At 67.6% G+C, this 18086-nt stretch carries 19 protein-coding genes; 4 read left to right on the forward strand and 15 right to left on the reverse strand.

All coding sequences use genetic code 11. From position 1 onward, the window contains the following. The 12 genes from ACIQAC_RS36505 to ACIQAC_RS36560 all read right to left on the reverse strand — a co-directional run. Positions 1 to 704 (reverse strand): STM4013/SEN3800 family hydrolase (locus tag ACIQAC_RS36505; RefSeq protein ID WP_402199080.1); only part of this gene is annotated, 704 nt, incomplete at its 3' end. Further along, positions 701 to 1189 (reverse strand): hypothetical protein, encoded by a 489-nt coding sequence (locus ACIQAC_RS36510; protein ID WP_402199081.1) that lies wholly within the window; start codon positions 1187 to 1189, stop codon positions 701 to 703. The genes ACIQAC_RS36510 and ACIQAC_RS36505, both read right to left, overlap by 4 nt. After that, positions 1182 to 1823, reverse strand: a complete 642-nt coding sequence (locus ACIQAC_RS36515) for a dTMP kinase (protein ID WP_402199082.1) — start codon at positions 1821 to 1823, stop codon at positions 1182 to 1184. Before ACIQAC_RS36515 ends, ACIQAC_RS36510 begins: the two co-directional genes overlap by 8 nt. Continuing rightward, positions 1820 to 2854 carry a radical SAM protein gene (locus ACIQAC_RS36520; RefSeq protein WP_402199084.1) on the reverse strand — a complete coding sequence of 345 codons (1035 nt, stop codon included), beginning with the start codon at positions 2852 to 2854 and terminating at the stop codon, positions 1820 to 1822. Before ACIQAC_RS36520 ends, ACIQAC_RS36515 begins: the two co-directional genes overlap by 4 nt. Before the next feature lie 136 nt (positions 2855 to 2990). Next, positions 2991 to 3209, reverse strand: coding sequence for a DUF5999 family protein (locus ACIQAC_RS36525; RefSeq protein WP_402199366.1), 219 nt, complete (start codon positions 3207 to 3209; stop codon positions 2991 to 2993). A gap of 313 nt (positions 3210 to 3522) precedes the next feature. Next, complete coding sequence (locus ACIQAC_RS36530; RefSeq protein ID WP_402199086.1) at positions 3523 to 4788, reverse strand: acyl-CoA dehydrogenase family protein; 1266 nt, start codon at positions 4786 to 4788, stop codon at positions 3523 to 3525. Between the two features lie 89 nt (positions 4789 to 4877). After that, a complete protein-coding gene (locus ACIQAC_RS36535; protein WP_402199089.1) occupies positions 4878 to 5462 on the reverse strand; it encodes a GAF domain-containing protein in 585 nt (194 codons plus the stop codon). Next, on the reverse strand, positions 5459 to 6061 hold the full coding sequence (locus ACIQAC_RS36540; protein ID WP_402199091.1) for a GTP-binding protein: 603 nt from the start codon (positions 6059 to 6061) through the stop codon (positions 5459 to 5461). The genes ACIQAC_RS36535 and ACIQAC_RS36540 overlap by 4 nt, the downstream gene beginning before the upstream one ends. A 4-nt stretch (positions 6062 to 6065) precedes the next feature. Further along, the gene (locus tag ACIQAC_RS36545) at positions 6066 to 6470 is read right to left on the reverse strand and encodes a DUF742 domain-containing protein (RefSeq protein ID WP_402199093.1); all 405 of its coding nucleotides are present in this window, start codon (positions 6468 to 6470) and stop codon (positions 6066 to 6068) included. Next, positions 6467 to 6952 (reverse strand): roadblock/LC7 domain-containing protein, encoded by a 486-nt coding sequence (locus ACIQAC_RS36550; protein WP_402199095.1) that lies wholly within the window; start codon positions 6950 to 6952, stop codon positions 6467 to 6469. Before ACIQAC_RS36550 ends, ACIQAC_RS36545 begins: the two co-directional genes overlap by 4 nt. A 20-nt stretch (positions 6953 to 6972) precedes the next feature. Further along, positions 6973 to 8469 (reverse strand): ATP-binding protein, encoded by a 1497-nt coding sequence (locus ACIQAC_RS36555; protein ID WP_402199096.1) that lies wholly within the window; start codon positions 8467 to 8469, stop codon positions 6973 to 6975. 420 nt (positions 8470 to 8889) lie between these two features. Beyond that, positions 8890 to 9099 carry a hypothetical protein gene (locus tag ACIQAC_RS36560; protein ID WP_402199097.1) on the reverse strand — a complete coding sequence of 70 codons (210 nt, stop codon included), beginning with the start codon at positions 9097 to 9099 and terminating at the stop codon, positions 8890 to 8892. Between the two features lie 295 nt (positions 9100 to 9394). On the opposite strand from ACIQAC_RS36560, the gene ACIQAC_RS36565 reads away from it, so the two are divergent. The 4 genes from ACIQAC_RS36565 to ACIQAC_RS36580 all read left to right on the forward strand — a co-directional run bounded on the left by ACIQAC_RS36565 (position 9395) and on the right by ACIQAC_RS36580 (position 14188). Next, complete coding sequence (locus ACIQAC_RS36565; protein ID WP_402199100.1) at positions 9395 to 10873, forward strand: XRE family transcriptional regulator; 1479 nt, start codon at positions 9395 to 9397, stop codon at positions 10871 to 10873. A gap of 14 nt (positions 10874 to 10887) precedes the next feature. Then, on the forward strand, positions 10888 to 11511 hold the full coding sequence (locus ACIQAC_RS36570; protein ID WP_402199103.1) for a 2'-5' RNA ligase family protein: 624 nt from the start codon (positions 10888 to 10890) through the stop codon (positions 11509 to 11511). A gap of 1094 nt (positions 11512 to 12605) precedes the next feature. Next, positions 12606 to 12803, forward strand: coding sequence for a helix-turn-helix transcriptional regulator (locus tag ACIQAC_RS36575; protein ID WP_402199105.1), 198 nt, complete (start codon positions 12606 to 12608; stop codon positions 12801 to 12803). Continuing rightward, entirely contained in the window at positions 12794 to 14188 is a 1395-nt protein-coding gene (locus tag ACIQAC_RS36580) for a tyrosine-type recombinase/integrase (RefSeq protein ID WP_402199107.1), read from the forward strand. The genes ACIQAC_RS36575 and ACIQAC_RS36580 overlap by 10 nt, the downstream gene beginning before the upstream one ends. Before the next feature lie 162 nt (positions 14189 to 14350). On the opposite strand, the gene ACIQAC_RS36585 is transcribed toward ACIQAC_RS36580, so the two are convergent. The 3 genes from ACIQAC_RS36585 to ACIQAC_RS36595 all read right to left on the reverse strand — a co-directional run bounded on the left by ACIQAC_RS36585 (position 14351) and on the right by ACIQAC_RS36595 (position 18066). Next, positions 14351 to 15874, reverse strand: a complete 1524-nt coding sequence (locus ACIQAC_RS36585; protein ID WP_402199110.1) for an aldehyde dehydrogenase family protein — start codon at positions 15872 to 15874, stop codon at positions 14351 to 14353. Positions 15875 to 16120: 246 nt separating this feature from the next. Continuing rightward, positions 16121 to 17377, reverse strand: a complete 1257-nt coding sequence (locus ACIQAC_RS36590; protein WP_402199112.1) for a GAF domain-containing protein — start codon at positions 17375 to 17377, stop codon at positions 16121 to 16123. A 149-nt stretch (positions 17378 to 17526) separates the two neighbouring features. After that, positions 17527 to 18066, reverse strand: coding sequence for an N-acetylmuramoyl-L-alanine amidase (locus ACIQAC_RS36595; RefSeq protein ID WP_402199368.1), 540 nt, complete (start codon positions 18064 to 18066; stop codon positions 17527 to 17529). Positions 18067 to 18086 lie beyond the last annotated feature (20 nt).

An 18086-nucleotide genomic window follows, 5' to 3' on the forward strand; every position in this document is an offset into this window, starting at 1 on the left:
TGGTCGGCGCACATGATGACGAGCCAGGGTCGTTCTGCGGTGAGCTGGTCGATCAGGTGACCGAGGTGTGCGTCCGCGTAGGCGAGGGCGGCTTGTTGGGAGGCGGCTGTGTCGGTGCTCTGTCCGAGATAATGGGCGTGTGGGACGTGGGTGGCGCTCACGTTGACGAACAGATACAGCGGCTTGCCAGCGTGCTGATCGGCGATGGTGAGGGCCTGGTTGACCTGGTGTCGTGTGGAGTCCGGCTCGGGGGAGCAGTACGTGGGGCTCCAGTGGTCTTCGTCGAAGAGGTCTGGCAGCACGCTGCCCAGTGGTGTCTGTCGGGAGAAGTAGGTGACGCCGCCCACGCACGCTGTCCGGTAGCCGTGGGCTTTGAGTCCTTGCAGCAGGTTCGGCGCGTCGAAGACGAAGGTGTGACGGTCCACTTCTTTGAAGGCGGGCGGGCGGCACTCCCACAGTCGGGGTGGCTGCTGCGGCGTGGGCAGTTTGGGCAGGAAACCGGAGAAGAACGCCATGTGTGCGGGCAGTGTGAAGGTGCCGGGCGTCCATCGGCGCTCCCACGTCCCGTTGGGAAGGAGCCGTGCCAGGTTGGGTGTCTGCCCGGCGTCGAGTGCGGCTGTGGCCACGTCGTAACGCAAGGAATCAAGGGTCACGAAAAGGATCGGTGTGCCGGATCTGATGACGCTGCCGGCGTCGATGCTCACCTGGCGCCGGCCTCCCCTCGGTGTTCGATGAGTCCTCGGGAGCTGTTGTTGACGGGGATCGGTACGCGGTCCCGCTCGATCAAGTCCCGGATTTTGGCCATGCCGGCCTCATCGGTCAGGGGTGTGCCTTGCGCGTCGAAGAGAGCGATGGTGACTTCTCCGGACGGACTGGTGGTGATGTGTCCACTCGGGGTGTTCCCAGCGCCTCGTGCGTGCTTGACCAGTTCGTCCTGCGTCATGGGAGCGGTGAAGACGGTGACGTGGCATCGGTAGTGCTGTGCGTTGGCAGCACCGCGTGCGAACCGCGCCGCGTATTCGGAGCTGATCACGTGTCCGTCATGCGCTACGGCGACATTGGCGACGCGAAGCGTGACCACAAAACAGGCCCCGAGCCACCAGGCGACGCCGGCATGGATCTGGTCCGGGTGCAGGCCGGTGGCGCGGCCGTTGCGTAAGACGGCCGCAGCGTTGATGGGTTTAAGCACGGATGCGCTCCAGGGTGTGCACGATTTCGTGGACGAGCTGGTCGGGGGTCTTGCCCTCGGTATCAACCGAGATGGCGCTTTGGTCCGCAGCGGCTGTGGCTTCGAAATTGACCAGCAGTTGCTCGAGGCGGCCCGGCACGGCGAACAGGTCGGTGTCGTCTTGTTTCAGGTCGGGCTTGCTGCGCATGCGGGCCCGCAGGGTCTCTTCTGAGCAGAGCAGGTAGAAGGTGAACGTGGGCTGGACCAGATAGGGGAGAAAAGGGCTGGCGAGCTGACGGACCTGCTCCACGGGGATGTTGTGCACTGCTGCGTGGCAGGCGAGGACGGACGACTGGTAGCGGTCGGCTATGACTGGGCTGACCTTCTGGGCTGTGCGCACCCGATCGGAGGCGTGCAGCAGTCCGGAGAGGTAGAAGCAGAGCTGGGGAAGCGCATTGAGTTGGGAGTTGATCTGCTTTGACCAGTCGCTGTGGGGTCGAGGCAGGGTGTGCAGACTGGTCGCCCGGAGTTGGTGGGTGAGCAGCCTGGCAAGGGTGGACTTGCCGATTCCGGAGACACCTTCGAGGACGACGAATGGCTGGTCGGGGCCGTGGTGGTCGTAGGTCCGGGGCTCGTATGCGACGGACAGGTTCATAGGGTGCCCTCCGTGAAGGCGGCAATGTGATGGGCGACCGCCGCGGTGAGGGAGTTCGGGTCGTCGAGGTGTTCGCGCAGATCCTTACGGAGGTCGTCGCGGAGCAGGCACGGCTGGAGACCGCCACCGTGGTCCACACGCAGGGCCCAGAATCCCTCGACGCAGCGGGTCCGCAGGGGGCAGGTACCGCACTGCCCGACGTGGTGTCGGCCTAGATTGCTGTGAATGACGTCGATCTCGATGCCGTCGATACGGAACACCCGGCGGCCCTGGCCCACGCCGGCGATCTCCGTGTGCTCATCGCTGGTGAGACTGCGCAAATACCGGATGACTCCGTCGGCCGGCACCGCGGAGCTGGAGTTGGAGAGGTTGTAGTCGGTGTCGACGAGTTCGATGAGCTGCAGAGGGAGGCGCTGCTCCAGGGCGTAGTCGAGGATTGCCGTGATCTCGTGCTCGTTCTGGCGCTGTAGCAGCGTGTTCAGTTCAACCCGCCCGACAGCCTCGCGTGCGGCTTCGATGCCGTCGAGGACGACGTCGATGCCGTGCCGGACTCGGGCGATTTCCCTCAGGGTCTCGTCGGAGAAGTAGTGCAGCGACACCTTCACCTTGTCCAGCGGCGTCTGTGCGAGCCATGCCTGGTTGCGGCGGACGAGGAAGCCATTGGTGATAAGCGTGTAGGACGAGTCGGGTTCAGGTGTGGGGAGTTGAGTCAGCACAGGGCGGGCCCACCGTGACGTGAGAGGTTCACCGCCCGTGAAGTGGACCCGCTTGAGCCCTGAGCCCATGAGCGCGCGGATGGTCCGCAGGTAGTCGTCGGCGTCGAAGTGCCGATCGCGGGGCCTTTGGTGTGCGTTCCGCTTGGCCTCGGGCGGAGGGACGTCACCTTCGTTGTGGCAGAACCAGCATTGGAAATTGCAGTGTGGTGTGAGGGATACGCGTAACTGGCCACGCAGGGCTGCGAAGTTTCGGAGAGCGGTGAAGTCGACCCCAGGGGTAGGGGCGAGAGACAGGGAAGAGGGGCGCTGTGGCACAGAGGTCTCCTGTCGGTGCGGGGCGGCTGGAAGGTTGCGTATGACGAGCGGACGCAAGGGCTGCCGAGCGGCGCATGGTTGATCGGTTTGGCCGCGGTAGCCCTGCCGGGAAGCAGGCGAATGTCGAGTGGGATCTTCAGGTGGAGACCCAGCGGGGCTCGACGGCGCGTCCGTCCGGCAGTAGTTCGCCGGTGTCCTCGAAGATGAGCACTCCGTTGCACAGCGCTGTCCAGCCTTGGGCGTGGGCTCTAGTGACGATCTTGGCGGCCTCACGGTCGGGGGCATCGGCGGTGGGGCAGGGCGGCTGGTGCCCGCACGGGGTGCGCCGCGTGGCAGGTGCTGCGGCGGGGAACAGGAAAGCGGGGTGGTCGGGCCGCACCGTCGTTGTCCTTCGTGGGGGTCTTGACGGGGTCGTTGGTTGAGCCGGGCTGCCGGCTGGTGGGGGTGGTGCGGTGGTGTTCACGGGGCGGTTCCTTGCCTGGTTCGGGCTGAGGGCGGGGTGCCCGGCGCGGGGGCGGTGCGCGTTCTCTTAGGGGGTAGAGCACGTCGCTCCGCCCCCGTGCCGGGCTGGTGTCTCACACGCGGCACCGCCGGATGCTCGGTGTGAGACGTATACGGCCCGCGCACGGTCGGTGTGGAGGCACGGGGGTGACCGTGCGCGGGGGCTCTTAGACGGCGACGGTCGGGTCGCGTGTGGGGGGATGGGTGCGCTCTGTGTGCCGAAGCGACCACGGGATGCGGGGGCTGGTGCCGGTTTCCTGGTCCAGGAGGTTTTCTGCGAGGCGGCGGCGTTGGACTTCGCCGGTGCCGGCGGGCGCGTAGGTGGTTTGCATGTCGCGCCAGATCCGCTGGATGGGGTGGCTTGTGTCCAGGCCGGTGGCGGCGTGCAGGTGCATGGCGTCGTTGCCGGTCTCGGCGGCGAGTTCGTGGCCGAGGGCCTTGGCGGTGATGAGTTCGTCGTCGCAGGCGAGACCTCGGTCCAGCATGTCGACGGCGTGGTAGGCGAGGATCCGGGCCATGACCAGGCGGGCGTGCATGCGGCCGAGCCGGTCCCGGACGACGCTGAGGTCGGCGAGGGTGCCCTGATAGCGAGGGCGGTTGCCGGCGAACCGGGCCGAGAGGGACACCGCTGTTTCGTGCAGGCCGAGCGAGAGGGCGGTGAGGTTGGGCCGACCGCACACGATGCTGCTGTACTGGGCGACGTCGAATCCCTGGCCGACCTCGCCGAGGACGTTACGAGGGGGGACACGCACCCGGTCGAAGCTGATCTGCCCGAAGCTGAAGCCGTGCAGCCCCAGCTTGCCGGTATGCCGCAGGACGTTCACTCCGCGCTGCTCGCCCTGGACGAGGAAAGCGGTCAGTGCCTTGGACGTGGCGGTGCCGGTCGGCGCGGTGCGGGCGAGGACGATATGCAGGTCGGCGATATGGGAGTTGCCGACGTGCGCTTTGATGCCGGTGAGGACCCAGTTCTTGCCGTCCCACTCGGCCGCTGTTTTCATGCCGCCGATGTGGCCGCCCTGGTCCGGCTCGGTCACGGCGATCGACAAAAGGGTGACTCCCTGCGCCACGCCCGGCAGCAGCTGGGTGTGTTGGTCCTGGGTGCCGTAGTGCAGCAGGCCGGCGACGGGGATGAGGCCGGCCTGGAGGATGGCGGCTGCCGCGCCGGAGACTCGGGCCAGGCGGTGGATCAGGATGGTCTTGGCGACGTGTCCGGCCTGCATGCCGCCGAAGGATTCGGGGAGGGTGACGCCGAAGAAGCGGCGGCCGGCCAGCAGCCGGGCGATCGTGCGGTCCACGCGCTGCGGCGCCTTCTCCATGGCGTCGACCCGGGGCAGGACATCATGGGCAGCGAAGTCGTCGACGGCCGCCCACAACGTCTTGTGGGCGGGGGTGAGGAACCGGTCGAGGGCGACGGGCGTACTGGGCGTGGACATGGATGGTCCCTCTCCTTGACACAAAAGGGGGCTCCACGGGACGGCTGCGAGGAGAGCCGGCCTGCGGGTGGCGGCGAGTTGGGCAGGTGTCAGGGCGCGTGCGGCGTACGGATGTTGAGGACGTCTGCCGCAGTGCGGGCGGTGTCGCGGACGATGGCCTGCAGGCGGCCGGCGTCGCGGAGCGTGCGCGGTTCGGGGTCGATGAGACAAACGGTGAGCAGAGCCAGGCCGGTCGGCTCGTCGACGATAGGAGCGCCGAAGTAGGACTGGATACCGATGGCGTCGACGACGTCGTTGCTCTGGAAGCGGGGGGAGGCGGCCACGTCCGGCAGCGGCAGACCGCGCTTACGCTGGACGACTTCCGGACACCAGCCATGCGCTCGGCTCATGGTGCGCCCGACCAGGGGATACCCGGACTCGCCAGGGGGATTGTGCAGGCCCAGGAAGGTCTGTTCGTCGCTGAAGGCGTTCACCATCCCATACAGGAAGCCGGCCTTTCCGGCCATCGCGGTGGCGATGTCGTCGAGTACTTCCTGGCCCTGCATGGGGATGCCGAGCTCGGCGAAGCGGGTCAGGCGGGTCGCCATGGCGGACAGTTCGCCGGCCGGGTCGCCGGTGAAGACCTGGATCTGGCGGTGGACGGTGGGTAAGCCCGTGGGGCGGGAAAGAGTCACAATGCGTCCAAGAGGCTGGGTGGTGTCTGGAGTTGTAAGGCGGCGTGCTGGATCAGAGCGAGGAGGACAGCGGCCACGGAATCCGGGCTGCGGGCGTCGCAGAACATCAGCGGCACACTGTCGTCTACGTCGAACGACTCACGGATCTCGGCCGGCGAGCGCGGTGCGGCGCCGGGGAACCGGTTGACCGCGATGACGAACGGCATCCCCAACTGCTCGAAGAAGTCGGCCGCGTGGAAGCTGGCAGCGATGCGCCGGGTGTCGGCGAGGACGACCGCGCCGGACGCGCCGGCGGCCAGGTCGTGCCAGAAGTCCCAGAACCGTGGCTGGCCCGGCGTGCCGAACAGGTACAGCTCGACCGGTGTGGGGGCGTCCCAGCCGACACGGCCGAAGTCGAAGGCGACCGTCGTGGTCGACTTCTCCTCGATGCCGTGCAGGCTGTCCGTGGCGGCGCTGCGCGTGGTCAGCAGTTCTTCCGTGCGCAGCGGGGTGATATCGCTGACGGCGCCGATCGCGGTGGTCTTGCCGACACCGAACCCTCCGGCGATGACCACCTTGACGATCATCCGCCCGCCCGCGGGCGGTGAAGGCCTCGTCATACCCTCACCCCGCCTTCGCCGCAGCGCCCGGATAGCGGCGCTTCAGCGCGGCGGCGAGCGCGAACAGCTTCTGCCGCTCGTGCTCCTCGCCCGGCATCTCCGGCACGGGCAGGGTCAGAGCGCCGGCGTCGATCAGGTCGGAGACCAGGACCGTCACCACGGTGACGTGCAGGCGGAGCAGTCCGGCCAGCTCGACGAGCGGCCGCGCCCGCAGCCGGCACAACTCGACGATCCGAACGCTCTCCTCGGGCAGCCCCGGCGGACAGCGCCGGCCGGCTCCGAGGACGGTGTGCATGCTCAGGTGGTGACGGGCGCGGGTGCGCCCGTCGGTCACCGCATACAGCCGCACGATGCTGGCCAGCTCCGCCTCGGTCTGTGGCGGTGTGTGCGGGCCGGGGCCGGTGTTCATCCGACACCGGGGCCCTGACCATCGCGCGCGCGGACGGGAGTGGTCATGTAGGGAGCGAAACGCTGGATCAGGCGGCCGGCGGCGAACGCGACGGTCCCGATGCTCGCGTCCGGGCGGGCGAGGACCACCAAGATCGTCGCCACCGTCGTGCCCGCGCTGTGGAAGGCGCTTCCCGCACCGGCCTCGGTGGCCAGGAAGAGAGTGTCGTCGCGTTCGATGAGGACCTGGCCCGCGGGCAGTTGCTTGTCGGTCGGGCCGGTGACACCCCGGGCCAGGCTCACCACGCCGGAGAACGTGGCGGCAACGTGATCCGCCCAGTCGGGGTCCATGTGGGCGACGACGGCCTGCTTCATTCCGTCGCGGGAAGCGAGCAGGGCGTGGGTGACACCGGCGGTGTCGTCGACGAATTCGTCGAGGAGGCGTGCCATCTGCCCCTGGACCTCTTGAGGAGAGGCCAGGGAGGCACTGTCACGGTGAGTCATGGCAGGGGCTCCGGAGGAGATCAGGAAGGGGTAGTGGGGGAGTGGCCCGGCTGCAGGCCGGCCTGGAGACCGGTCCGCCAGTCGGCCCCCACCTGAGGGTCCGCGGTCCGGGCCGGGAGAGCGGGCTCCCGGAGGTCCGAGGGCATCGGCCGTTGTTCCCGCCGGCGCCGCGGCAGAGGGCTCGCGTCGCCCGACGGCGTCTGGTCCTGCGGCAGGACGGCAGTACCGGGCTGCGGGGGATCGGCCTGGCGGGAGCCGGACCCGTGCACCGGCGGCCGGGCGGAAAGCGCCGAGGTCGAGGTCGGCGGGGTGGCGGGTAGGGCGACGGTGGCGATGGCCGGGGCGGTCGGCACCAGGTGCTGGCTGGGCACGACCACGTTGGCGGTGGTGCCGCCGGTCGGATTCAGTGAAAGCCACACCTGAAGCCTGTACCTTGCGGCGATCTTGGCTGCGGTGATCAGGCCCAGGCTGCCGTGGCGGACCTGGTCGGAGACGTCGGTGTGGCCCGGATCGCGCAGCAACTCGTTCAGCCTGTCCCGCGTGGCCGGGTCCATGAGCAGCACCGCACGGTCCTCGACCTCGAAGAGCAGTCCGTGGGCCACCTGTTGAGCCCGCACGATGACCTTGGCCGCCGGATCGGAGTGGTCCACGGCGTTGTCGATGAGCTCGGCCAGCAGATGGGTGACGTCGGGGTGCACGTGAGCGGGCAGCGCGAACGCCGAACCGACATCGCCGGCCGCGGTCACGACGCGGGTGTACTTCACCACCTCCGACTTCGCCCCCCGCAGCACCGCGGCGACCGGGACCGGGTGGCGGGTCTCACGCAGCGAGGTGTCCCCCAGGACCACGGAGACACTCTCGACCAGGCGACGCAGCCGTGTCGCGAGATGGTCGATCTTGAAGCTCCGGTCGAGGAGTTCCGCGTCCTCGGTGGCGTTCTGCAGCAGCGTCAGGTGCTCCAGCATCTCCCCGATCAAGCTGTGCTGCCGGCGCGACAGCGTCTGGTGCATCGTCACCAGGACCGCGGCCTGCGACTCGTTGTGCACCCGCAGGAGGCAATGGGCCGCCTGCACCTTCAAGTTAAGGATCTGCTCCAGCGCCCGGCCGAGAGCGTCGCCGCTCTGCGAGCCGGGATCTTCAGGGAGCGGGGGACGACCACCGCGGCACAGCTCGGTCGCAGTCCAGATGACGTTCGTCTCCGCAGCCCGCGCAGCCTCCACGACCTGCCGCAGCTCACCCTCGCGACATGCCCGAAGCGCCGCCGCCACCGCGCGGATGCGCATACTGCCCGCGAGTCCGGTGATGAGCGCGAAGGCGCAGAGACAGGCGGCAACCTGTACGACGGTGAAGTCGAGGGCCCAGACGGCGAGCACCATCGTGCAGGCAGACAGCGTGACGCAGGCCAGCGAAACGTACAGCTCACGGGCCAGTTCGTCGACGCCATGCCGCTCAGTGCGGGGGCGGCCTCGCCTGCGGCCATGTGTGGCCGGGTGAACGGCAGCTCGGGGGGAAGTCATGGTGTCCTCAGGTCAGTTCAACAGGGACCGTGCGGGCAGCAGGAGAATCACTGAGCAGCAAGGCCCGCCTTGTCGTGCGGGAACCAGCGCTCGTCGCCCTGGAAGGCCCCATCGCAAGCGAGACTTGTCCGTGCCCTGGTCAGGGTCTCGAAGTGGCCGCACAAGGCCAGCAGCGAGCGGGCAAGCCTACGGGCGTGCACGAGCGCACCGTCCGCACCGGGGCCGGGCGCCGCTGGGGAGCTTCCCGGCCGCTTCCTCGATTTCATGGATGAGCCGCTCCACGTAACCGCGCAACAGGATGGCCAGCGGTACCAAGATCCTCGACCACAAGCTGCCTCAGCACTGAGCCAAAAGACCCCGCCGATGCCCCGCCGCAACGTGTCGATGCCGACCGGCTGCGAATCTGGCTCTCCGTGGCTTTCACTGGGCAGCACCCGTCCGGCGATGGATCGGGCACGCGCACGGCGGCAACTGAGTGCCCATTCCCGGCAGAAAAGGCTCGTATCCGTAGGGCACGGCGACCGTGGCGCGCGGCGCCGACACGACGCCGTCCCGCGAGACGGTGAAGACCTCGATCGTCATCTTGGCGCCCAGTGGGCGGCTGGACTCGGTGGCTGTCCCGTTTCTCATGTCGACGCTCCGTCGCAGGTTTGAGCGTTGGCCATTCCCGGGGCTGTGTCAGCGGTCGGGGTTTCAGCCGGTGCCAGTTGGTCTCTGGGGGCCTCTACGGTTTCAACTGCGGCATGCGGTGTCACGGGCGGCCGTGACCAACTTTTCTGGACACTGCACACCGCCTTGACCAGGCACAGCACTCGCTCTTGGGCAGAAGATTGGACGTCCCATCGCCTCAAGTGACGTATAGAGGCACTCAGTTCAGCGACGGGACCGCTACCGTGAGTTCACAACACAGCCAGGGAGCCCGCCCATGAACGCCCGCCTCAAGCCCGGTTCCAAGGCAGACCGGGATGCCCTCCGTCAGGACATGACGACAACGGGATGCTCAATCGCGAGCATCGCTGTAGAGATGCGCGCACGCTTTCGTATGCGGCCGCGGGAAGCATGGCGGCAAGCCCATGGATGGACCCTCCAAGAGGCTGCAGACCGAATCACGAACGCCAGCAGCCGGCGGGCGGGCGACGAAGTCGCCGCCGATGCTTCCCTGGTCGGCAAATGGGAGAAGTGGCCGAGTCCATCCTCGCGCCGCCCCACCTTGCCCGTTTTGCTGGCGATGGCCGACGCTTTCGGATGCGCTGCTGATGATCTCCTGGATCTCGACGACCGGCAGGCGATGCCGGAGACCGAACGGCGCCTCCTCAGCCGGCCCGATCCGACACCGGCCGAATCTGCCCGCACTCCAGTGGTCTCGGCTGATACGGGCGCTAAGCCGACGGGAACGGAACTCGTCCGCCTGGCTGCAGACGAGTCAGCGACCTGGGCCCAGTGGGCTGAGGCTTCCAACGTCGGAGACATCGCACTGGAACAGCTCCTGGCAGAGACGCGGGCTCTCGCCGCCGACTACCTGACCTCCGACCCTCTACCCCTCTTCGTTCGAACCCGAGCACTGCGCGATCGCGTATTCACTCTCCTCGAAGGTCACCAGTATCCAAGGCAGTCCGCCGACCTCTACGTGGCCGCAGGCTACTTGTGTGGGTTGCTCACATGGATGTCCTCAGACCTTGGGCAGCTCCGAGACGCTGATACACAGGGCCGCACAGCCTGGCTTTGCGCCGAACTCTCGGGACACAACGATCTCCGGGCCTGGGTGCTGTCTACCCGATCCAAGGTCGCTTTCTGGGACGGACGCTTACGAGAGGCGATCAACTATGCCCGGCGTGGAGCGACATACCGCACTACGGGAACAGTCGCAGTGCTCTTGGCATGTCAAGAAGCCGATGCCTGGTCAGTGTTGGGAGCAGAGAGTGAGGCATTGGCCGCGCTGGCACGCGCTGAGGAGGCACGCGTAACTTCCCGAGGGCAAGACGAGGTTGGCGGCATCTTCACCTGCCAGCCAGCACGGCAGGAGAATTATGCTGCGGCTGTACAGCTGCGCGTGGGCAACTCTGCGGAGGCTCTGCGCGCGGCCGACAACGCTCAGGCCCTCATGGCCGTACAGCCGGTCCGCGCGTACGGCACGGAGGCTCAGATTCACATTAGCCAGGCAGCGGCCCATCTCGCCGCCGGCGAGGCGGAGGGAGCGCTGGAGGCGCTCACGTCCGTCCTGGCTCTGCCGCCTGACCAGCGACTTGCCCCCGTTGCCCATCGACTCGGCGAGTTGACGGACGGCATCAGCCGGAAGCATGCCGATGGCAGGGCCACGGTTGGGTTGCGGGCCGCCATCGAGGAGTTCTGTGTGCACTCGGCATCCAGGCAGGTCGCGCTCTCGCCAAGGGAGGCCTCAAACTGATTTGATCTCGGGGTATGACCACTCAATCCGAGACCATGCGGAACCACTGGTGGTGGCGACCAGGTTGGAACGTAGGCCGCCGCTTCTATACCTGGCATTTGACATTCGAGGGTCAGGACGAGGTCCACAGGATCGCTGGCGAGTACAGGTCAGTGCTCGCCCCCCTCGGTGACATCCTCACGCCGATCCCAGATCGGTGGCTGCACCTGACGATGCAGGGCATTGGCTTCGTCGGCGAGGTGAAGGAGGAGGACGTTCGCTCGGTAGTCGATGCGGCAGGCCCCCAGCTGGCCGCCATCCCGGCCTTCGACCTTCAGGTCGAGCCTGCGATCCTGGATCCTGAAGCGGTCCTGCTCAGCGTTCATCCCGAGAGCCCCGTGCGTGCTGTGCGGGACGCCATCCGTTCGGCCATTGGGGGCGTATTCGGTGAGGTTCCCGAGAAGGCTGACGGCTTCACCCCGCACGTGTCGGTGGCGTACAGCGCGAGCGACGGCCCCTCCGCACCGATCGCGCATGCTCTCAGCAGTCTGAACCCGGGTCCCGCCCGGGCGCGCATTACGAGCGCGGAACTTATCGTGCTGCACCGGGACAACTTGATGTACGAGTGGGAGCGGTTCGCTACAGTGCGGCTCGGCTGACCCTTCCCGTCGTGGGGCCTGGGCGCATGCAGCGATTGGGCCCCACGGCGAGCTCGTCTTCAGGTCTTCAATATCTCGGTGAGCTGAATTGTCCGTGCTCTGCCACTGTCCGCAGGTCGGGCAACAGCACAGCCAGCAGTTTCCACGCCACCTCTACCGCGGAGGCTGTCGGCTTCTCGACTGGGCTGGTCGCTGGCACCGTGCGCACCGGCATCAGTGGTGACGCCGAGGCGGGTGAACAAGATGAAAGCCCTGCCCATAGCCGCCGGGGAAGCTCCGACGGTTTTCGGTTGGCCTTCCCTCTGCGCGGATTCGCCAACGGCAGTCGAGAAAGAGCTCCGAAGGACTGGAAACTGGTCTGGGGACTATGTCAACGTACAACGTCCCGGAAAATACCAAGTCAGTGACGAGATTTAGGATTTGAGGCCGACCTGTAGGTTGATTCTGACGGCAGCCGGCACGTTGCGCTGCTCGGGCTCGTCGTGGAGGTCCCGACCCAAGGAGCAACACTGTCGGATATCGCTCTCCGATCCATCCGATTCACCCTCGACCATCTGCTTGGCACTCGGCGACCTGAGAGCGTGGAACATATCGGAGCGAGAGGGCTCTGCGGCGCCTCGACGGAGCTGTACTTCTGCGTCTGTGTGACCGGGTTGGTCGGCGATGCACATGGAGAGCCCCACCCAGACACCTAGCCCGATGCGTCGGTGCTTCCGAGCGTGAGGCTGCATGTGGCTGGACCGGCCAATTGACAACGGACTCGGGGTGTTCGTGACGGGCAGCGCGTCCCCGTCCTCCGATCGCGCTGGCTGGCGCACTGCGTTTCGTCGGTCAGCAATCGTTCGTGAGTGACGCTGCGCGCATGCAACATAGACCAGGATCGCCGGTTAGCCAAACCGGCGATCGTGACGACCATTGACGTGTTCTCAGCGGCTGTGCTTGGCGGTGGAGCCGCTCGGACACCATGGTCCTTCATGCCGGCGCCCAGCAGTCCCGTGACTGACAGTGCGTACCCACCAGCTGTGGCGGAATGGGCGCAAGTCGCGTGCTGCCCCCTGAGCGCCGACATATCTTGAATACACGAGGAAGCATGAATGGCTCGTCCACCTGCGCTCAAGCTCGCCGAGGTCCTATCGGAAATCCGGATGAGCCCGTCCGCTTTCTACCGCCTGCGCGCTCGCGGTCAGGCACCCAAAATGATCAAGTTGCCCAACGGTGAACTACGCTGCCGCCGCGCTGATTTGGATGCGTGGTGGGAAGCGTGTGAAAAGGATACGCCTGGATGGCGATGAGTTATAACGTCCGTTTCTGGGAGATACGCGAGCGTCCCGACCGGCGCAGACCTTTCCAGATTCGGTGGACGGTTAACGGGCGAGAGACGTCTGAGTCCTTCATCACGTTCGCGCTTGCTGATAGCCGACGCGCGAAGCTTATGACAGCTGCACGCGAGGGTGAGCCGTTTGATGAGCACACCGGTCTGCCGGCCTCCGAGTTGCGGGCCATCAAGCAGCGAACCACATGGTATGACCTGGCGCACGAATACATCGAGCAAAGATGGGAGCGCACGCCGGGGAATACCCGCCGCACTCTGGCTGATGCATTCGCCACGGTTACGCCTGCCTTGGTGCAACCCGGTGCATCGTTTTCCGATCCGCGGGTACTGCGGCGCGCACTGTACTCATGGGCATTCAACAAGAATGCTTGGCAGTGCGAGCCCAGCGAGGAGTGGCGGCACGCGCTGGACTGGATGAAGAGGAACTCGCTGCCGGTCAGCGCCCTCGCGGAAGCCGACGTTCTGAGGCGGGCCCTTGATGAGATGTGCCGCAAGCTGGACGGCAAGGGGGCGGCGGCAAAGACAGCCCGACGCAAGAGGGCTGCGTTCAACGAAGTTCTCAACATGGCGGTGGAGAAGGGGTACTTTGCGGAGAACCCCCTGAAGGGGTTGCGGTGGAAAGCTCCAGTAGTCAATGAGGAGGTGGATCCGGCCGCCGTTCCCAATCCGGCCCAGGTGCTTCGGCTGCTCGAGGCCGTTGCTCGCCAGCGGGGGCGGGGTCCCCATCTGGAAGCATTCTTCGGTTGCATGTACTTCGCGGCTATGCGGCCAGCTGAGGTCATCCATCTTCGGATCGATCAATGCCACTTGCCGAAGACGGGATGGGGGATGCTGAATCTCTCGGGTGGGGTTGTCACGTCCGGCAAGGGGTGGACCGACGACGGTGAGGTGCACGAGGTGCACTCGCTCAAGCGTCGCGCGGCAAGCGCGACGCGGCCTGTTCCCATCCCGCCGCAGTTCGTACGCATGCTGCGTGCGCATGTGCATCAGTTCGACGTGGCACCTGACGGTCGACTCTTCCGGAACCAGGCTGGCAACTACGTGGACGCTGCCGCCTACGGCATTACGTGGGCGCGGGCCCGGGAATACGCCCTGACTCGCACTGAGCGCACTTCACGCCTGGCCAAGCGGCCCTACGATCTGCGGCACGCCGGGATCTCGTTCTGGCTCTACTCCGGAGTGGACCCGGCTGAGTGCGCCCGCCGCGCCGGCCAGAGCATCGAGGTTCTCTTTCGCCACTACGCCAAGTTCCTCGACGGCCTTCGAGAGCAGGCAAACCGTCTCATCGAGCAGTCCATGAACGAGTGGCAGCGCGTCAATCGAGGCGAGGTACCCGATGGCTGAACCGGGGGTTTGGTCCGTGACTGGTCCGCGAGTACTGGTCAGGAGGGGTGCAGCAGTGGGAGGAATCGGGAGTTAGCGTGTATGTCGGGCTCGGTCAATAGCGGGCTGGGCGAAAGGCGCCTGACGGGTGAAAGACCAGGTCAGGCGCCTTTTTGTGTGCGCCTAGAAGAAGCCCAGCTTCTTCGGCGAGTACGACACCAGCAGGTTCTTGGTCTGCTGGTAGTGCTCCAGCATCATCTTGTGCGTCTCGCGGCCGATGCCCGACTGCTTGTAGCCGCCGAACGCCGCGTGGGCGGGATACGCGTGGTAGCAGTTCGTCCAGACGCGGCCCGCCTGGATGGCCCGGCCCGCGCGGTACGCGGTGTTGATGTCCCGGGTCCACACACCCGCGCCGAGCCCGTACAGCGTGTCGTTGGCGACCTTCATCGCGTCGTCGAAGTCGTCGAACGACGTGACCGACACGACCGGACCGAAGATCTCCTCCTGGAAGACCCGCATCCGGTTGTCGCCCTCGAAGATCGTCGGCTGGACGTAGTAGCCGCCCTTCAACTCACCGTCGTAGTCGATACGTTCACCGCCCGTCAGAACCTTCGCGCCCTCCTGCCGGCCGATGTCGACGTAGGACAGGATCTTCGCGAGCTGGTCGCTGGAGGCCTGGGCGCCGATCATCGTGTCGGTGTCGAGAGGGTGACCCGGCTTGATGAGTTCGGTGCGGGAGATCGCCGCCTGGAGGAAGTCGGAGTAGTTGCCCCGCTGGATCAGACCGCGCGACGGGCACGTGCACACCTCGCCCTGGTTCAGGGCGAACATGGTGAACCCCTCCAGCGCCTTGTCCCGCAGCTCGTCGTCCTTCTCCCACACGTCGTCGAAGAAGATGTTCGGCGACTTGCCGCCGAGCTCCAGCGTGACCGGCTTCAGATGCTCCGCCGCGTACTGGAGGATCAGCCGGCCCGTCGTCGTCTCGCCCGTGAAGGCGACCTTCGCGACCCGCGCGCTGGACGCGAGCGGCTTGCCGGCCTCCTCACCGAAGCCGTTGACGATGTTGAGCACACCCGGCGGCAGCAGGTCGGCCACCAGGCTCATCCAGTAGTGGATGGAGGCCGGGGTCTGCTCGGCCGGCTTGAGCACCACGGCGTTGCCCGCGGCCAGCGCAGGCGCGAGCTTCCAAGTCGCCATCAGCAGCGGGAAGTTCCACGGGATGATCTGCGCCACGACCCCCAACGGCTCGTGGAAGTGGTACGCCACCGTGTCGTCGTCGACCTCGCTGAGCGCGCCCTCCTGAGAACGGATCGCCCCCGCGAAGTAGCGGAAGTGGTCGATGGCGAGCGGGATGTCGGCGGCCAGCGTCTCGCGTACGGGCTTGCCGTTCTCCCAGCTCTCCGCGACCGCGAGCGGCTCCAGATGCGCCTCCATACGGTCGGCGATCTTCAACAGGATGTCGGAGCGCTCGGTCGCCGACCTGCGTCCCCAGCCCGGCGCCGCCGCGTGCGCCGCGTCGAGAGCGGCCTCCACGTCCTCGGCCGTGCCCCGCGCGACCTCCGTGAAGGGCTGCCCGTTCACCGGGCTCGGGTTCTCGAAGTACCGCCCGTGCACCGGCGGCACGTACTCCCCACCGATGAAGTGGTCGTACCTCGCGTCGAAGGAGACGATCGCGCCCTCGGTGCCGGGCGCCGCGTAACGGGTCATCGTGCCTCCTGATACCTCACTGCCCGCCGTTGGACAGTGCTGGGCGCGAGAGTAGGAGGGGGGAGGTTGCGAGTACGTTGCGGTGGGGGAGGGGCGGTGCGGCCCCGCGGCTCGCCCCACTGAGAGGGGCAGTGTGCCTCCACGGCTCCCCACACTGAGAGGGGCAGTGTGCCTCCACGGCTCCCCACACCGAGAGGGGCAGTGTGCCCCCACGGCTCCCCGCACCGAGAGGGGTCGTGTGTCTCCTCAGGCCGGCCACGCCGTCAACTCGGCCTCCATGGAGGCCAGCCGGGCCCGGATCGCCGCCGTCGGACGGGTCGCCGCCAGCGCCCGCCACACCTCCAGGTCGTCCTCGCCCCAGGGCGCGTGCGCCCAGTCCGCCAGCAGGTCCGGGTCGCCGCGGGCGATCAGCGCCGCCCGGAGCCCGTCGGTCAGCCGGCGCCGGAGCCGGGCCACGGCCGGTGCCTGTGACGCCGGCAGCAGCGGGCCCGCGTACGCCCGCGCCGCGTCCGTCACCGCGCCCGCTGCCACCCACCGCTCCAGGGCGTCGACGTCCGACTCGACCGGCCCGGTCAGCCGGTAGGGGCGGGAAGCCAGCATCCCCGGGCCCAACACCCTGCGTAGCCTGGCCAGTTCGGCGCGGAGCGTCACCGGCGGCACCGACTCGTCCTCGTACAGCGCGCACAGCAGCTCGTCTCCGGTCAGGCCCTCCGGATGGCGGGCCAGCAGCACCACGATCTCGCTGTGCCGACGGCTGAGCCGGATCGACCGCCCCTCGACGCGTAGCCGTGCCTCGTCGCGGCCCAGCGCGGACAGCCGAGGCCGGTCGTCGACCGGCGACGCCGGTTCGAGGAGCGCCAGCTGGGACTCCGCCGCCCGCGCCACGGCCTGGACGAACCCCAGGCTGTGCGGGTGCGCCAGCCCGTCGCCGCCGGTGATGTCCACCGCCCCCAGCACCCGGCCCGTGCGCGGATCGTGGACCGGCGCCGCCGCGCACGTCCACGGCTGGACCCTGCGGCTGAAGTGCTCGGCCGCGAACACCTGCACCGGCCGGTCCACCGCGACCGCCGTTCCCGGCGCGTTCGTGCCCATCGCCGACTCCGCCCACCGCGCGCCCGGCACGAAGTTCATCCGCCCCGCCTTGCGCCGGGTCACCGGATGCCCCTCCACCCACAGCAGCCTGCCCTGCGCGTCGCACACCGCCACCAGATGTTCGCCGTCCGCGGCGAACGTGCCCGTCAGCTCCCGCACCAGCGGCATCACCTGCCCCAGCGGATGCTCCGACCGGTACGCGCCCAGGTCGCCGTCCACAAGCTCCACGTGCGCGGTGCCGTCCGGTCCGACGCCTGCCCGCGCCGACCTTCGCCACGAGTCGGCCACCACTCCTCGCACCGGCCGCGACATCAAACCCGCCGCGGTGAACGCCTCGTGCGCGCGCCGCAGCGTCCGGGCGCGCTCGACGGGATCGGCACCCGGCTCCAGGGCCACCCAGGGATCGGTCAACTCGGCCTCCCGGAGAGCGAAGCGACTGGGGACATCGGCGACTGCGAACATCGGCGCTTGGGGACATCGTCACTCCCGGTGTCCGCGCCGACAACCGTTTCGACGGGCATCGCCCGTACCAAGGGCGCCCGCCGGCCATTCCCCCGGGTTCAGGCGGCTGCGACCAGCCTCATGTACCGCGTCCAGTCCCAGAGGGGCCCCGGATCGGTGTGGTCGGTGCCCGGCACCTCGTAGTGCGCGATGATGTGGGCGCGGTCCCTGGGTATCCCGTACCGGGTGCAGATCGCGGCGGTCAGTCTCGCCGAACTCTCGTACATGGCGTCGGTGAAGTACCCGATCCGGTCGACCCACCCCTCGTGCTCGATGCCGATGCTGCGGGTGTTGTACTCCCAGTTCCCCGCGTGCCAGGCGATGTCCGACTCGCGCACGCACTGCGCCACGTGGCCGTCCGCGGATCTGACCAGGTAGTGGGCGGAGACGTGCCGGTTCTGTTCCTGGAACACGGCCAGGCAGTTGGAATAGCGGGTCTGCGTCATGTGGATGACGACGAAGTCCAGGGGGTGGTCCCCGGGGCGGGCCGCGGACGTGAGGTTGGAGGCGTGCGCGGGCTGCCACTCGCCGAGCGGATAGTCGGGCGCCGGTGCCAACGCGCCCGCCCGGGGTGCCGGGAGCAGCGCGTAGGGGACCATGGCGAGCGCGGCGCCTTTCA

This window comes from Streptomyces sp. NPDC088387, from assembly GCF_044753385.1.
Classification (GTDB): Bacteria; Actinomycetota; Actinomycetes; order Streptomycetales; family Streptomycetaceae; genus Streptomyces.

What these genes read in the sequence shown, in the direction of transcription:
- ACIQAC_RS36515 (WP_402199082.1), bottom strand. Translation starts at nt 1,823, where the DNA reads ATGAACCTGTCCGTCGCATACGAGCCCCGGACCTACGACCACCACGGC.
- ACIQAC_RS36530 (WP_402199086.1), bottom strand. Translation starts at nt 4,788, where the DNA reads ATGTCCACGCCCAGTACGCCCGTCGCCCTCGACCGGTTCCTCACCCCC.
- ACIQAC_RS36540 (WP_402199091.1), bottom strand. Translation starts at nt 6,061, where the DNA reads ATGACGAGGCCTTCACCGCCCGCGGGCGGGCGGATGATCGTCAAGGTG.
- ACIQAC_RS36545 (WP_402199093.1), bottom strand. Translation starts at nt 6,470, where the DNA reads ATGAACACCGGCCCCGGCCCGCACACACCGCCACAGACCGAGGCGGAG.
- ACIQAC_RS36550 (WP_402199095.1), bottom strand. Translation starts at nt 6,952, where the DNA reads ATGACTCACCGTGACAGTGCCTCCCTGGCCTCTCCTCAAGAGGTCCAG.
- ACIQAC_RS36555 (WP_402199096.1), bottom strand. Translation starts at nt 8,469, where the DNA reads ATGACTTCCCCCCGAGCTGCCGTTCACCCGGCCACACATGGCCGCAGG.
- ACIQAC_RS36560 (WP_402199097.1), bottom strand. Translation starts at nt 9,099, where the DNA reads ATGAGAAACGGGACAGCCACCGAGTCCAGCCGCCCACTGGGCGCCAAG.
- ACIQAC_RS36565 (WP_402199100.1), top strand. Translation starts at nt 9,395, where the DNA reads ATGAACGCCCGCCTCAAGCCCGGTTCCAAGGCAGACCGGGATGCCCTC.
- ACIQAC_RS36570 (WP_402199103.1), top strand. Translation starts at nt 10,888, where the DNA reads ATGACCACTCAATCCGAGACCATGCGGAACCACTGGTGGTGGCGACCA.
- ACIQAC_RS36575 (WP_402199105.1), top strand. Translation starts at nt 12,606, where the DNA reads ATGGCTCGTCCACCTGCGCTCAAGCTCGCCGAGGTCCTATCGGAAATC.
- ACIQAC_RS36580 (WP_402199107.1), top strand. Translation starts at nt 12,794, where the DNA reads ATGGCGATGAGTTATAACGTCCGTTTCTGGGAGATACGCGAGCGTCCC.
- ACIQAC_RS36585 (WP_402199110.1), bottom strand. Translation starts at nt 15,874, where the DNA reads ATGACCCGTTACGCGGCGCCCGGCACCGAGGGCGCGATCGTCTCCTTC.
- ACIQAC_RS36595 (WP_402199368.1), bottom strand. Translation starts at nt 18,066, where the DNA reads ATGGTCCCCTACGCGCTGCTCCCGGCACCCCGGGCGGGCGCGTTGGCA.